This window comes from Streptomyces durocortorensis (assembly GCF_031760065.1).
Taxonomy (GTDB): domain Bacteria; phylum Actinomycetota; class Actinomycetes; order Streptomycetales; family Streptomycetaceae; genus Streptomyces.
Genome location: NZ_CP134500.1, coordinates 4,077,409 through 4,091,741, shown reverse-complemented (window position 1 = coordinate 4,091,741; position 14,333 = coordinate 4,077,409). Strand labels below are relative to the sequence as shown.

Annotated in this window: 13 protein-coding genes, 1 tRNA gene and 1 pseudogene; 4 read left to right on the top strand and 11 right to left on the bottom strand. The window is 71.2% G+C overall.

All coding sequences use genetic code 11. The features are described 5' to 3' along the window. Nucleotides 1-20: 20 nt before the first annotated feature. Nucleotides 21-722, bottom strand: a complete 702-nt coding sequence (locus RI138_RS18125; protein WP_311120775.1) for a pentapeptide repeat-containing protein — start codon at nucleotides 720-722, stop codon at nucleotides 21-23. Nucleotides 723-800: 78 nt separating this feature from the next. Here RI138_RS18125 and RI138_RS18120 point away from each other — a divergent pair. Further along, nucleotides 801-938, top strand: a pseudogene (locus RI138_RS18120) (NAD(P)-binding protein); the annotation flags it as partial. Between the two features lie 147 nt (nucleotides 939-1,085). On the opposite strand, the gene RI138_RS18115 reads toward RI138_RS18120, so the two are convergent. After that, nucleotides 1,086-1,604, bottom strand: a complete 519-nt coding sequence (locus tag RI138_RS18115) for a GNAT family N-acetyltransferase (protein WP_311120774.1) — start codon at nucleotides 1,602-1,604, stop codon at nucleotides 1,086-1,088. A gap of 307 nt (nucleotides 1,605-1,911) precedes the next feature. On the opposite strand from RI138_RS18115, the gene RI138_RS18110 reads away from it, so the two are divergent. Both RI138_RS18110 and RI138_RS18105 read left to right on the top strand, forming a co-directional pair. Further along, complete coding sequence (locus RI138_RS18110) at nucleotides 1,912-2,604, top strand: rhomboid-like protein (protein WP_311120773.1); 693 nt, start codon at nucleotides 1,912-1,914, stop codon at nucleotides 2,602-2,604. Between the two features lie 67 nt (nucleotides 2,605-2,671). Continuing rightward, nucleotides 2,672-4,072, top strand: a complete 1,401-nt coding sequence (locus RI138_RS18105; RefSeq protein ID WP_311120772.1) for an NAD(P)/FAD-dependent oxidoreductase — start codon at nucleotides 2,672-2,674, stop codon at nucleotides 4,070-4,072. A gap of 21 nt (nucleotides 4,073-4,093) precedes the next feature. Here RI138_RS18105 and RI138_RS18100 read toward each other — a convergent pair whose 3' ends face one another. The 9 genes from RI138_RS18100 to RI138_RS18060 form a co-directional block, all read right to left on the bottom strand. Beyond that, nucleotides 4,094-4,729, bottom strand: coding sequence for a class E sortase (locus RI138_RS18100; protein WP_311122925.1), 636 nt, complete (start codon nucleotides 4,727-4,729; stop codon nucleotides 4,094-4,096). A 382-nt stretch (nucleotides 4,730-5,111) separates the two neighbouring features. Beyond that, nucleotides 5,112-6,836 carry an FAD-dependent oxidoreductase gene (locus tag RI138_RS18095; protein WP_311120771.1) on the bottom strand — a complete coding sequence of 575 codons (1,725 nt, stop codon included), beginning with the start codon at nucleotides 6,834-6,836 and terminating at the stop codon, nucleotides 5,112-5,114. 9 nt (nucleotides 6,837-6,845) lie between these two features. Beyond that, nucleotides 6,846-7,775 (bottom strand): AurF N-oxygenase family protein, encoded by a 930-nt coding sequence (locus RI138_RS18090; protein WP_311120770.1) that lies wholly within the window; start codon nucleotides 7,773-7,775, stop codon nucleotides 6,846-6,848. 293 nt (nucleotides 7,776-8,068) lie between these two features. Further along, nucleotides 8,069-8,860: an ABC transporter permease gene (locus RI138_RS18085; protein WP_311120769.1), complete on the bottom strand. Its 792-nt coding sequence runs from the start codon at nucleotides 8,858-8,860 to the stop codon at nucleotides 8,069-8,071. Continuing rightward, a complete protein-coding gene (locus tag RI138_RS18080) occupies nucleotides 8,857-9,858 on the bottom strand; it encodes an ATP-binding cassette domain-containing protein (protein ID WP_311120768.1) in 1,002 nt (333 codons plus the stop codon). The genes RI138_RS18085 and RI138_RS18080 overlap by 4 nt, the downstream gene beginning before the upstream one ends. A gap of 143 nt (nucleotides 9,859-10,001) precedes the next feature. After that, nucleotides 10,002-10,892, bottom strand: coding sequence for a DUF4097 family beta strand repeat-containing protein (locus RI138_RS18075; RefSeq protein ID WP_311120767.1), 891 nt, complete (start codon nucleotides 10,890-10,892; stop codon nucleotides 10,002-10,004). Nucleotides 10,893-11,021: 129 nt separating this feature from the next. Next, nucleotides 11,022-11,546, bottom strand: coding sequence for a toxin-antitoxin system HicB family antitoxin (locus tag RI138_RS18070; protein ID WP_311120766.1), 525 nt, complete (start codon nucleotides 11,544-11,546; stop codon nucleotides 11,022-11,024). 397 nt (nucleotides 11,547-11,943) lie between these two features. After that, complete coding sequence (locus RI138_RS18065; RefSeq protein ID WP_311120765.1) at nucleotides 11,944-12,447, bottom strand: hypothetical protein; 504 nt, start codon at nucleotides 12,445-12,447, stop codon at nucleotides 11,944-11,946. 326 nt (nucleotides 12,448-12,773) lie between these two features. Beyond that, nucleotides 12,774-12,847 (bottom strand) — tRNA-Thr (locus RI138_RS18060). 177 nt (nucleotides 12,848-13,024) lie between these two features. Between RI138_RS18060 and RI138_RS18055 the strand changes: the two genes are divergently transcribed. Further along, on the top strand, nucleotides 13,025-14,161 hold the full coding sequence (locus RI138_RS18055; RefSeq protein ID WP_311120764.1) for an ABC transporter ATP-binding protein: 1,137 nt from the start codon (nucleotides 13,025-13,027) through the stop codon (nucleotides 14,159-14,161). Nucleotides 14,162-14,333 lie beyond the last annotated feature (172 nt).

The window sequence follows — 14,333 nt, the reverse complement described above, 5'->3', positions numbered from 1 at the left end:
GATCACCTCCCGCGCCTCCCTCACGCCTCCACCCGCACCCCGATCTGCGCCGCGAACGCCGGTGCCAGCTCCATCAACTGCGCCGGGCTGATCACCGCACCCGCCAACCGCTCCACGCCCCGCGCGATGTCCAGTTCGGCCACCGTCCGCAGGTCCACCGACTCCATCCGCACCGCGCTGAAGTCCGCCCGCTTCAGCACGCACTCCCGGAACTCGACCCGGACCAGCTGCGCGTCCCCGAAGTCCGGCTCGGAGAGCACGCACCCCTCGAAGACGACGTCCTTCAGCCGGGCCTTGCGCAGATTCAGGTAGTCGATCTTCCCGCCCCGGATCACCACCCGCTCCAGCACCGCCCCATGCAGCTGGACCCCGCCCAGGCGTGCGTCCACCACCTCCACGTCCCGCAGCGACGCCCCCGCGAGATCGGTGCCCACGCCCCGTACGCCGGTCAGGACCGAGTCGATGAAGCGGGCCCGCACCAGCTCCGTACGGTCGAGGCCGCAGCCCTCCAACGCGCAGTCCATGAACCGCGCACCCGGCCCCGAAGCATCCGCCAGGTCCACCCCGGCGAACCGCACCCCGTCGTAGTCGCCGTCCGGCTCCAGGCCCTCCCCGTCGTACGGAACGAGCGGGGGAAGGCGCACCTCCGGCCGCCGCGCCGCCGCGACGCCGTCCTTCTTGCCCTTGTTGGTCCCGGCCGTCCTGCCCGTACTCGCTGCCATGCCCCCATCGTGACGCACACCACTGACAACGCCCCCGCAGACCGTGTCACGCGCCGCCTCCCCCGAGGAGTCCCAGCTATGGACCACATCCACGTCATCGGCGGCGGGCTCGCCGGACTCACCGCCGCGATCACCGCCGTCGAGTCCGGTGCGCGGGTCACTCTGCACGAGGGCCACCGGACCCTGGCCAGCCGGGCCAGGACCGCCGACAGCCCCCGCCCACCCTGCTGCGCCCCGCCGTCCAGGGCTCCCCTCGCCGAAGCGGCCGCCGCCCACCGCCCGCTGGAGACCCGGGGCACGATCGGCAAGGTGATCCTGGAGCTGTGAGACCGGGGCTGGGGCCGGGTCGGGTTTCCGACCCGGCTAGGACCGGGGGGTGTCCTCGGCGGCGCCCAGCCCCGCCAACGCCCCGTCCGTCAGCCGGTACGTCGTCCACTCGTCCTGCGGCCGTGCGCCCAGCGACTCGTAGAACGCGATGGACGGGGCGTTCCAGTCGAGCACCGACCACTCCAGCCGCTCGTACCCCCGTTCCACGCAGATCCGCGCCAACTCCGCCAGCAGCGCCCTGCCGTGTCCGCCGCCGCGTCGCTCCGGGCGGACGTACAGGTCCTCCAGGTAGATGCCGTGCACCCCGCGCCAGGTGGAGAAGTTCAGGAACCACAGGGCGAAGCCGACCACCTCGCCATCACCACGATCACCGCCATCACCCCCGTCGTCGGCCGTCGCCACGTGCGCGTACGCGGCGGGCCGCTCGCCGAACAGCGCCTCCCTCAGCTGTCCCTCGGAGGCCACCACCTCGTCGAGGGCCTTCTCGTAATCGGCGAGTTCACGCACCAGGGCGTGCAGGACGGGGATGTCATCAGGCGTAGCGGTACGAATCATGGGGTCAGCGTAAGCAGCCCCCGAACTGCGTATCGGCCCTGTCCATTTCCGCTCGCCCTCACCCTCGGCCGACAACGGCCGCCGCCCGTCCGCCTCCCGCACCACCGGCAGCGCCAACGCGCACCCGCAGTACATCGACGGCCCGTCCGGCCGCAGCCCCCACCGCTCCAGACACCGCGCGACAAGACCCGGCAACCCGGCGACGAAAGCCCGCCCGGCGGCTCCGCTGTACGTGGACCGGGTGTCGATCACTTCTTCGGGAATGTCGATCACACCCCCGATCCCAGGCACATGCGTCAATCGGGCCATGCCCCGAGAACAGCCGGGAATCCGCCCTCGCGCCCCCGGCACCCGCAGCCCCCGGTCCACAGCCGCGGCCGCCGTCCGCCACTGGATCGCCACCGCCCCCGGCACGTACATCTGGCTGGGCATCCTCTTCGTCACGGCCGTCGTCCTGCGGCAGATGTCGCCCGCCTTCGAGGACGAGTTCCTGCGGGACCGTTCCACCAACCTGCACGAGCTCTCGCGGAACCCCCTCCGCGTCCTGATCTCCGGCGCCCTGTGGATCGACGGCGGCCGCTGGCTCCCGTACGCCGTGCTGTTCACCGTCTTCCACGCCACCGCCGAACACTGGCTCGGCACCCTGCGCTGGCTGACGGTCGTGATCCTCGCGCACGTACTGGCGACCCTCGTCAGCGAGGGCGTCCTGGCCTGGGCGATCCGGTACGGGCACGCCCCGCCGTCGGCCGCCAACACCCTGGACGTGGGCGTGAGTTACGCGCTGGCCGGGGTCGTCGCCGTCCTCACGTACCGCGTACCGCACCTCTGGCGGTACGCCTACGCCTTCGCGGTCCTGGTGGCCTACGGCGTGCCGCTGATCGGCGAGGGCCGCACGTTCACCGACCTGGGCCACTTCACCGCCGTGCTGATCGGCCTCGCCTGCTACCCGCTGACCCGCCGCCGTACGGACCAGGAGACGCAGCGGCCCCCCGCGCAGTAACGTCCCGCCACACATACGCTCGGCATCAGTGAGTACCGGACACCGGAACAGGGACACCAGGGGCATCATGAGCACCGTCAGTACCGTCAACGGCGGCATATCGTTCTGGTACGCGCAGGAGGGCACCCCCGCCCCGCGCGAACCCCTCCCCGGCGACGCGAGCGCCGACGTCTGCATCGTCGGCGGCGGCTACACCGGGCTCTGGACGGCGTACTACCTGAAGAAGGCCGTTCCCTTCCTCAACATCACCGTTCTGGAAGCCAAGTTCTGCGGTTACGGGGCCTCCGGCCGTAACGGCGGCTGGCTCTACAACGGCATCGCGGGCCGCGACCGGTACGCGAAGCTGCACGGCCACGACGCCGCCGTACGGCTCCAGAAGGCGATGAACGAGACGGTCGGCGAGGTCGTCCGGGTGGCCGCCGAGGAGAAGATCGACGCCGACATCCACCAGGGCGGTGTCCTGGAGGTGGCCCACACCCCGGCGCAGCTGGCCCGCCTCAAGGACTTCCACAGCGTCGAGATCGCGTTCGGCGAGAGCGACCGGGTCCTGCGCGGTGCCCGCGAGACCGCCGAACGTATCCATGTCACCGGGGCCGTCGGCTCCACCTGGACCCCGCACGGCGCCCGGCTGCACCCGGTCAAGCTGGTCAAGGGCCTCGCGGACGCGGTGGAGGCGCTCGGCGTCACGATCCACGAGTCGACGCCCGTCACCGAGATCAAGGCCAAGCACGCCGTCACCCCGTACGGTACGGTCCGCGCCCCGTACATCCTGCGCTGCACCGAGGGCTTCACCGCGAGCCTCAAAGGCCAGAAGCGCACCTGGCTCCCGATGAACTCCTCCATGATCGCCACCGAGCCGCTGCCCGCCCATATATGGGACACCATCGGCTGGGAGGGCCGCGAGACCCTCGGCGACATGGCCCACGCCTACCTCTACGCCCAGCGCACCGCCGACGACCGCATCGCGATCGGCGGCCGCGGCCACCCCTACCGCTACGGCTCCGCCACCGACAACGACGGCCGCACCCAGCCCGCCACCGTCGCAGCCCTCCGCGACCTGCTGGTCCGCCTCTTCCCCACCACGGCGGGCGTCCGCATCGACCACGCCTGGTCCGGCGTCCTCGGCGTCCCGCGCGACTGGTGCGCCACGGTCACCCTGGACCGCTCCACGGGCCTGGGCTGGGCAGGCGGCTACGTCGGCTCCGGCGTCGCCACGGCCAACCTCGCCGCCCGCACCCTGCGCGACCTGATCCAGCAGGACTCCGGCCAGGCGGGCACCACCGACCTGACGACGCTCCCCTGGGTGAACCACAAGGTCCGACGCTGGGAACCGGAACCCTTCCGCTGGCTCGGCGTCCACGGCCTGTACGCCGCCTACCGCGCCGCCGACCGCCGCGAGACGTCCTCTCCGCGCCCCGGCACCGACCCGATCGCGAAGACGGCGGACCGCATAGCGGGCCGCCACTGACGCCGGGCCACTGACGCCGGGCTACGGCGTCGGCCGCTCCGCCACCAGCACGCCCACCTTGTCGATCCGGTGCTCGGGGTTGCCGAGGGCGTCCCGCCAGAAGTTCCCGGCCGCGTCGTCCTCGGGCGTCGCGCAGGTGGAGATCGTGATCATCGCCCGGGTCGGCTCGGCACCGGGCTTGCCCGGCACCTCGGCCCGCTGCTCGGCGAGCGACCGCTCGCTGCGGAAGGAGGTCTGCCGGGTCTCGGTGATCTCGTACGTGTAGCGGGTACCGCCCTCGGTCACGTACACGGAATCGCCCTTGCCGAGATCCGGCAGATCACGCAACACGCCTCCGGCACTGAGCCGGTGCGCGGTGACCAGGTAATTGCCGACTTCACCCGGCCCGACCCCGCCCTCCTCGCCGTACGGACTGGAGGCGACGCCCCGGTCCTGGATACGGCTGCCGGGCCGGTCGTCGGTCGTCCCCTCGTACGGCACGACGTCCAGGTCCTCGACACCGATGGCGGGTATCGCGAGGACGGCGGTCGCGGTGCGGGGATCGGTGTGATCGGCGGGGTCGGGGGTGGGGGTGGAGGCTGGGGCAGGCACCGAGGCGGGTACGGAGGCGGGCGCCGTCACCGAGCGCCCGGTCGCGGGGGGCGGGGCCGGGGCCATGGACTCGGCCGCGGGGAACGGGGCCCGGGCCTTGGATTCGGCTGCGGGGAGCGGGGCCGTGTCCTGCGTCCCCACACCCGGGCCGCCTGACAGCCCGGCCGCACACCCCAGGCTCAGTACGACGGCGGCACAGCCACCGCCGGCGGTACCGGCGGCAGTACGGGCGACGCTACGAAGTCGGCGCATGGGCGGCCCTCCTTCTCCTCCCAGTACACCACCGGCCCCACGATCCGCATACGGACGCCCGCCCCTGCCCCGCCCACGAGGGGCGGGCGACAGCCCGGGAAGCGATCGCCGCCAGGCCACCCCACCAGCAGCCTGCCTCCTCGGCCACCAGCCCCAGTCCCCAGCCCCCAGCCCCCAAACGCCGAGAGCTCAGCGCTCAGCGCCTGAGCCCCGAAAGCCGCCCCGCCTTGGCCGTCGCCACCAGTTCCTCCACGGTGGCGAGCTTCACCCGGGGCCGCCCGGCACGCCGGCCCCGGTCCCGTTCGGCTCGGTCGATCGCGGCCAGGCCGCGGGCGTCCACGACGCGGCGGTTGCGCTGCCGGGCGAGCCGCCGGAACGCCTTGGCATCGCCCGCGGGCGTGGGCAGCGCCCCGGCGACCGCGTCGGCCAGGAGCGTGCCGACCGTCTCGGCCGCGCAGGTGCGGTTGGCGCCGATCCCGCCGGACGGCCCGCGCTTGATCCAGCCGACGACATAGCTGCCGGGGAGTCCGGCGACCCGGCCGCCCTCGTGCGGGACCGTGCCCGAGGCCTCGTCGAACGGCAGCCCGGGGACCGGGAGCCCCCGGTAACCGATGGCCCGCAGCAGCAGCCCGGCGCGCAGGTCCGCCATGCCTCCGCCGCCACCACCGCCGCCGTCGGCTCCGTCCGTGACGCGCACCGCGTGCACGCCACCGCCGCCAAGGATCTCCACCGGCTCGGAGTGGAAGCGCAGCACGATGCGCCGGGCCGCCCCTTCACCGAACGCGGGGGACCCGGCATCCGTCCGTACCCGGGCCAGCCCCCGCAGCACCCCGGCCCGGTCCCCCGGCCCCGCCGCGTCGATCGCCGCCGCCGTACGCGGGTCGTGGTCGTCCACGGCCAGCTCCACGCCCTCCAGGTGCTTCAGGGCCAGCAGTTCGGAACGGGTGTACGCGGCGTCCTCCGGCCCCCGCCGCCCCAGCACCACGACCTCACGGACTTGGCTCGCCCGCAGGGCCTCCAGCGCGTGGGTGGCGATGTCGGTCGCCGCGAGCGTCTCCGGGTCGGCGACCAGAATCCGGGCCACGTCGAGGGCGACGTTGCCGTTGCCCACCACGACGACCCTCTCGGCGGACAGGTCGACGCCCTGCGCGACGGCCTCGGGATGGGCGTTGTACCAGGCGACGAACGAGGTCGCGGACAGCACGCCGGGGCTCTCCTCACCCGGGACGCCGAGCCGCCGGTCCGTGGACGCGCCGACCGCGTAGATCACCGCGTCGTGGTGGGCGGCCAGCTCCTCGGCGGTGACGTCCCGGCCCACCTCGATGCCCAGGTGCATACGGACCCGGGGGTGGCTGTGGAAACGGGAGAAGGTGTCGCCGACCTTCTTCGTCGCGGGGTGATCGGGCGCCACGCCGTACCGGACCAAGCCGCCCGCCACCGGCAGCCGGTCGATCAGGGTCACCTCCGCACCGGTGTGCAGCAGCAGGTCCTGAGCGGCGTACATCCCCGCCGGACCAGTGCCCACGACGGCCACCCGCAGCGGCCCGAAGTCGGACGGCAGGCTCCGCTCGAAGACCGGCTCGCCCCAGACATGGAAGTTGGGCCCGTCGACACCGGCCCCGGCGGAAGGGGGCTCCTCCCCCTCGTAAAAAGCACCCTCGTAAAGGGCACCCTCGTAATAGGCGGCGTTGATGTCCGCGTACTCCCGTAGCCCGGCGGGCAGCACGTCCACTGGGAAGATCGCGTCCACCGGGCAGGCGTCCGCGCAGGCCCCGCAGTCGATGCACGCCCGGGGGTCGATGTGGAGCATTTCCGTACGGCCGAAGGCGCGTTCCTCCGGCGTCGGATGGATGCAGTTGACCGGGCACACGGCCACACACGTGGCGTCGTTGCAGCAGGTCTGGGTGATGGCGTAGGTCATGTCCCCGGCTCAGATCAGGTTCGCGCGCTTGTAGAAGGCGAGGGCGGGCTTGGTGAGCAGCCGGGCGGAGGCGAGGAAGTCCATCAGCCCCGAACAGCTGGACCGCATCATCGACTTGTGGTGCTCATTGCCCTTCGCGGCGGCCAGCGCACGCTTCCGGTCGAGCCCGGCCCTGCGGTAGACCTCCGGGTTCACCATGCTGGTCACGATGAAGTACGAGGCGACGGCGACGACGAACGCGTTGATCTGCCGCCGTGCCCACCCCGCGCCCTCCAGCCGCTTGAGGGTCTCGTCCCGGGCGAACTTCATGTGCCGGGACTCCTCCACCACATGGATGTTGTTGATGGTGCGGACGAACGGCACCACCCGCTCGTCACGCATCCAGTCCCGCTGCATCACGTCGAGGACTTCCTCGGCGACCAGGATCGCCGCGTACGCGGCCTCGCCGAACGCGAGCGTCTTGAAGGCCCGGCCCAGCTCCATCACCCCGCGCCGGGGCCGGTAGTGCGGGGCCCCGAGCTTCTGCGCGCCGCGCGCGAACATGATCGAGTGGCGGCACTCCTCGGCTATCTCGGTCAGCGCCCACTGGAACTCCGCGCCCGCCGGGTCCTTCATGTAGATGTCCCGCAGCACCATCTGCTGAAGGATCATCTCGAACCAGATCCCCGTGCTGGCGACCGAGGCCGCCTCCTGCCGGGTGAGCTCCTTGCGCTGCGCCTCGGTCAACTCACGCCAGTACGGCGTGCCGTAGAGCGTGCTCCACTCGGGGCTCGCGCCGTGGAACTCCTTGTCCAGCGGCGTCTCCCAGTCGACCTCGGTGGCCGGGTCGTACGCCAGCTGCGCGGCCGAGCCGAGCAGCCGCCGCGCGACATCGTCACCCTCGGGACTGTCCTGGACCTTCGACGGATGGGCCTTCGACGGAACGGTGCTGCCGGCCATGCTGCGGCTCCTTTGGGTCGAGTGCGGTGATCCTTGATCGTGGCAATGTGTGCGTACAGGGGGCTGCTGTGGGCGTACAGGGTGCTGTTGCGGGCGTACAGCGTGGTGATGCGCGCGTACGACGTGGTGGCGTGCGCACGGCGCGGCGGAGTGCGTACGACAACAGCCCCCTGCTGCCCGGGCAGCGGCCGGATGCCCCACCCGCTTGTTAGACGCAAGGTATAACAAGGAGCCCGGGCCGCCTACCCCTCGGTAGAAATCGGCCCGGGCCCCTCACCGCACCTCCCCGTCGGCTACCGGGGGTCCTGGCCGAACTTCGAGGTCGACCAGAGGTAGCCGAGCACCACGAGCCCGAGGCTCCAGCCGACGGTCAGCCAGCCGTTGTGGCCGATCTCGCTGCCGAGCAGCAGGCCGCGCAGGGTCTCGATGGCGGGCGTGAACGGCTGGTACTCGGCGATCGGTTGGAACCAGCCCGGCATCGTCCCGACCGGGATGAAGGCGCTGGACAGGAGAGGCAAGAGGATCATCGGCAGGGCGTTGTTACTGGCGGCCTCGGCGTTCGGACTGATCAGACCCATGCCGACCGCGACCCAGGTGAGGGCCGATGCGAAGAGCACGAGCAGCCCGAACGCCGCCAGCCACTCCAGGGCGGTGACGTCCGTCGGCCGGAAGCCGATGGCCACGGCGACGGCGCCCACCAGGACCACGCTCAGAACGCTCTGCAGCACGCTGCCGACGACATGCCCGACGAGCACGGAGCCGCGGTGGATCGCCATGGTGCGGAAGCGGGCGATGATGCCCTCGGTCATGTCGTTGGAGACGGAGACAGCGGTCCCGACCACGGTGGAGCCGACCGTCATCAGCAGCAGACCCGGGACGATGTAGGCGATGTACTCGGCGCGATCGGCGCCTCCGCCGCCGAGGCCCGCGCTCATCACATCGCCGAAGATGTAGACGAAAAGCAGCAGGAGCATGACAGGCGTGAGGAGCAGGTTCAGGGTGAGGGAGGGGTAGCGCCGGGCGTGCAGGAGGTTGCGGCGCAGCATGGTGTTCGAGTCGCGGACGGCGAGGGCGAGGGAGCTCATCGGAGTGCCTCCTTGGGCTGGCCGTTCCGGGCGGGCGCGCCGGATCCGGTGAGGGCGAAGAACACGTCGTCGAGGTCGGGGGTGTGGACGGTCAACTCGTCGGCCTCGATCCCGGCCGAGTCCAACCAGTCGAGGATGGAGCGCAGTTCGCGCTGGCTGCCGTCGCTGGGAAGGCGCAATGCCAGCGCCTGGTCGTCGCGCGCGGCCTGGTGCAGGGTGGAGGCGGCGGACCGGTAGGCGTCCGGGTCGGTGAAGCGGAGCCGGACGTGCCCGCCCGGAACGATCCGCTTCAACTCCTCGGCACTGCCCTCGGCGGCGATCCTCCCGTCGTTGAGCACGGCGATACGGTCGGCCAACTCGTCGGCCTCCTCCAGGTACTGGGTGGTGAGGAAGACGGTGACGCCGCCGGCGACCAGCTCGCGGATGATCCCCCACATGGTGTGACGGGAACGCGGGTCGAGACCCGTGGTCGGCTCGTCGAGGAAGATGATCCGCGGGGAGCCGACCAGCGTCATGGCGATGTCCAGGCGGCGCTTCATGCCGCCGGAATAGCCCGATACCGGCTTCCTCGCCGCCTCCACGAGGTCGAAGCGCTCCAGCAGTTCGGCGGCGACCCGTCGGCCCTCCCGGCGCGGAAGACGGTGCAGGTCCGCCATCAGCAGCATGTTCTCCTCACCGGTGATCAGGCCGTCCACGGCGGAGAACTGCCCGGTGACACCGATCGCGCCGCGCACGGCCTGGGGATCGACGGCCGGGTCATGGCCGCCGACGCTCAACCGGCCGGCATCGGCGGTGATGAGGGTGGACAGAATCTTGACGGCGGTGGTCTTGCCCGCGCCGTTGGGGCCGAGCAGGGAGAAGACCGTGCCCTCGGGCACCGACAGGTCGATGCCGTCGAGCACGAGCTTGTCGCCGTAGGACTTGCGCAGTCCGGTGGCGGTGATCGCCTGCGGCGCAGCCTGCTCGGCAAGCGGCGCGGAGGCACGGATGACAGTCATGCTGGTTCCCTTTCGTGAGCGGTGAGTCGGGCGTGGGCGGCGAGGCGGACATGACCGGCAAGGCGGGCGTGGGCGGTGAGCCGGGCATGAGGCGGTGAGCCGGGCGTGACGGGCGAGGCGGACGCGGGCGGACGTGGGCGGGGTCAGGCGCGGCGGACGATGATGTCGCCGGCCCCGCTCCGGGCGTGCACCTCGACGGTCTCGTCGGAGCCCTCGGGACCGGCGGCGGCGCCGAGCGAGTTGCGTACGGTGCCGAACTTGGGGTTCAGGTCGAGCCAGGCGGCGGTGCCCTCGTGGATGCCCACTTCGAGGTCGCCGACGGAGGTACGCAGAGCGATGCGGCCACGCACCACATCGCCGACACGGATGCGCCCGTTGGAGGAGGTCGCATCGACCCCCGCACGGGCGACGCCGATCTCGATCCGCCCGTTGGCGGACTTGGCGACGACGCTGCCGTGCGCGACGCCCACGGAAATGTCGCCGTTGGCCGCGTTGACCTTCAGCTCACCACCGACCTCGTCGATCCCGGTCGTACCGTTGCCGTTCTTGACGGCAGCCGCCCCGCCCACCACGCCGACCTCGACCCGGCCGGATCCGACGATCTCGGCGTCCCCGGCGGAGCGGACCAGCCGGATGTCGCCGTGGTCGGTCCTGAGCTCGGCGCGGGCGGCCTCATCCACCTGGAGATCTCCGAGCGAGGTCGTGAGCTTCACGTCCCCGAGGGGGCCTTCGCAGACGAAGCCGCCCAGGGCGGACGTGCCCCGAACGTCGGACCCCGCGGGCAGTTCGACGCTCACGACGACGGTGCCCGGCCTGCCGAACAGGGACCGCTTCCTGGGGGTCTTGACGGTGAGACGCCCGCCCGAGCAGGAGACCTGGGTCTGCCGCACGGCGCGTACGTCGTCCTCGTCGGATCCGTTGCCCGGCAGCACCTCGACGACCGTGTCGGTGCGCTTGCCGGCAGCGATACGGGCAGTACCGGCGTCCAGTTCGATGACGGCGGAGATCGGCTCAGGAGTATCGAAAGAAGGCATGGCGGTCCCGTCCTCTTGGCTCGGTGAATGATGAGTGATCAGCGATCAGCGATCGGTGACGTCGGCCGGATCGGCGATCCGCCGGTGAAAGTGGGGCTGGGGGGCCGGTGGGGCTGGAAGGTCCCGGCCCTAGCGGACCCAGCCGGTGAAGCCGCGACCGCCCGAGTCCTCGCCCCGACCCGGTGCACTCGCACGCCCCCCACCGTCGAGGGAGACGGACACGGCCCGCACCAGCCAGGCGTTGACCGACAGCCCCTCCGCCGCCGCGGCGCTCTCGGCGCGGCCCTTGAGGTGGGCGGGGAGGCGGAGGTTGATCCGCACCAGGGTGCCGTCCTCGGCCTCCCCGGCCGGCGGCGCGGTCACGGCGGGAGCCGCGACCGGCTCCCGCGCCTCCCGCACCGGCTCGGGCACCGGCGGCGGCGTCACCACGAACTCGGGATCGAGCCCGCGCAGCCGCACATCGACCGAACCGGGCGCCAGCTCCCGAGTGACCTCACCCATGGCCGCGGAGAGCACATTGAGCAGGGTCAGCCGGGCGGCGGACTCCAGGGGGGCACTGAGCCGCTCGGCCAGGGCCCGGGCTTCGTCACTGCTGGCATCCGCGGCGACGGAGAGTTCCCGCCGGAGATTGTCGACGTAGGGGGTGAGATCCATGACGCCATCATGGCACACACATGGCACCACGTCGAGCCACTTGGGCGCACTTCGCGCGAAGACGCCCCTGAACTGCGAAGTTACAACCGAGGGTCTCGCGATGGCGTCACAGAAGCGCCCCGAACGACCAGCGGTGGCGCCACATCGGCACCATCTGGCACCACTAGGCACCATCGGGTGCCACCGGGTGCCACCCGCTGAAGGGGCGCCACCGGGCAGACATGCTCCTCGTCCGTACAGCCCGCCAGGATCGCTCGGGAGATGGAACTCCTATCGAAATGATCTCTGCGGCGGCCGGCTCATCGCGGGAGTGACGATTCAGGTGCGGGATGGCAAGGCCGGAGCCTTGGAACGCCGGTGAGGACGCGGACCGGCTGTCGCACGCCCGCTTCAACCTTCAGCGGGGCATGCCTTCAGCGACAGCGTGATGGTTCAGGCGTGACCAGGCTCCGACGCCCAAGGCTGTTCCGATGCCCAGGAACGCGCCGACCCCGGCGGGCACCACCCACTGCGTCACCGAAGGCGCGGCATCGCCGCCGTTCCCGGTGAGGGCGACCACAGCGGTCAGCAGTCCGTACGGGATCAACAGCGTTCCCGCCCAGGCCGGGGGGAGCAAGAGCCACCGGGGGAGTCTCCGTCCCCATGGCCGGACGAGGGCGAATGCCAGCATCACGCCCATCAGCGCCAGCACGGCCGTGAAGTCGATGCCGTGTCGTTCCAGCCACACCAGCGCATCGGGAGCGCCGTTCCTCTCGAACTCGCCCGTCACGTCGAACCCGTCCGCAAGCCCCGCCCTGCCGCCGAATGCCCAGTACGCCTTCATAGCGACATAGGGCGCGGCAGCCGCGCTGCCCAGCGCCACGACCATCCGAGCCGCCCTTGGCGTCACCACGCGCGTCATCACCACTCCCGCCCAGCGCCCTCGCTGGCCAACGGCTGTCGTCGGCCCGGTTCCACCGTGCTCCGGTTCCGGCGTCCAGGCGTCACGCCTGGGTACCGTCGCCACGACGGGCTCTCCCCCGAGTGACGGAAGCACGGTCATCCGCTGGTACAGGCGCACCGGGCGTGAGGAAGGCTTCATGGATGCCGTCGCGTCACTCCCAGCGGGTCCGCGCACATCTCCCAGCGGGTCCGCAGGCGGCGGAACCAGTGCCGGCCCCTCGCCCGGTTTCACGCGCCGACAAAAGAAGCCCAGGTCAGACAACACCTGACCTGGGCTTCCCACCGAGCCCCCTGTCGGATTCGAACCGACGACCTACGCATTACAAGTGCGTTGCTCTGGCCAGCTGAGCTAAGGAGGCGTGCCAGAGCAGTCTAACCAACCCCGCGCCCCGCCCGTCCGCGTTTTCCGTGTGCCCCGGACTACTGACAGATCAGGAAACGCCAGGTAGCGTCACGGCAGGTCCGCTCAAGTGGACCAGACCACTCCCTACTCGGATCGTCCGGCACGTTCCTGCCGGTGGAGGAGAAGATTCAGCATGGCCAGTGTCACGTTCGACAAGGCGTCCCGCGTCTACCCCGGCTCCACGAAGCCGGCTGTGGACCAGCTCGAAATCGACATCGCGGACGGTGAGTTCCTCGTCCTCGTCGGTCCTTCCGGTTGTGGAAAGTCGACCTCCCTGCGCATGCTCGCGGGTCTTGAGGACGTCAACGGCGGTGCGATCCGCATCGGTGACCGTGATGTCACGCACCTGCCGCCCAAGGACCGGGACATCGCCATGGTGTTCCAGAACTACGCGCTCTACCCGCACATGACCGTCGCGGACAACATGGGCTTCGCGCTCAAGATCGCCGGTGTGAACAAGACCGACATCCGGGCGAAGGTCGAAGAGGCCGCCAAGATGCTGGACCTCACCGAGTACCTGGACCGCAAGCCGAAGGCGCTCTCCGGTGGTCAGCGCCAGCGTGTGGCGATGGGCCGGGCCATCGTGCGGGAGCCGCAGGTCTTCCTCATGGACGAGCCGCTGTCGAACCTCGACGCCAAGCTCCGCGTCTCCACCCGTACGCAGATCGCCTCGCTCCAGCGCCGCCTGGGCATCACCACGGTCTACGTCACCCACGACCAGGTCGAGGCCCTCACCATGGGGGACCGGGTCGCGGTGCTGAAGGACGGGCTGCTCCAGCAGGTCGACTCGCCGCGCAACATGTACGACCGCCCGGCCAACCTCTTCGTCGCCGGGTTCATCGGCTCCCCCGCGATGAACCTCGTCGAGGTCCCGATCACCGACGGCGGCGTGAAGTTCGGCAACAGCGTCGTCCCGGTCTCCCGCGAGGCGCTCAGCGCCGCCACGAACCGCGGTGACACCACCGTCACGGTCGGCATCCGGCCGGAGCACTTCGACATCGTCGAGCACGGGGGCGCCGCCGCGCAGTCGCTGGCCAAGGGCGCCTCGGGCGAGCCGGCCGGTCTCGCCGTCTCCGTCAACGTCGTCGAGGAGCTCGGCGCCGACGGGTTCGTCTACGGCGGCGCGCAGGTCGCCGGCGAGCACAAGGACCTGGTCGTCCGTGTCGGCGGGCGCGCCGTCCCGGAGAAGGGCACCGAACTGCACGTCGTCCCGCGCCCGGACGAGCTGCACGTCTTCTCGACCTCCACCGGTGAGCGTCTCGCCAACTGACCCGCCGCCTGCCGTACGCTCGGGCCCCGCGCTCCCCGCAAGGGAGGCGCGGGGCCGTTTGCGTGGTCGCGGCGCGTTTGGGTTTCGACGCCGGATGGGGTCAAATACCCCGGCACACAGGGCATTTCGCCTTGGTTCGTCAACCTGGTATTCGAAAGGACGCGTCGAACCA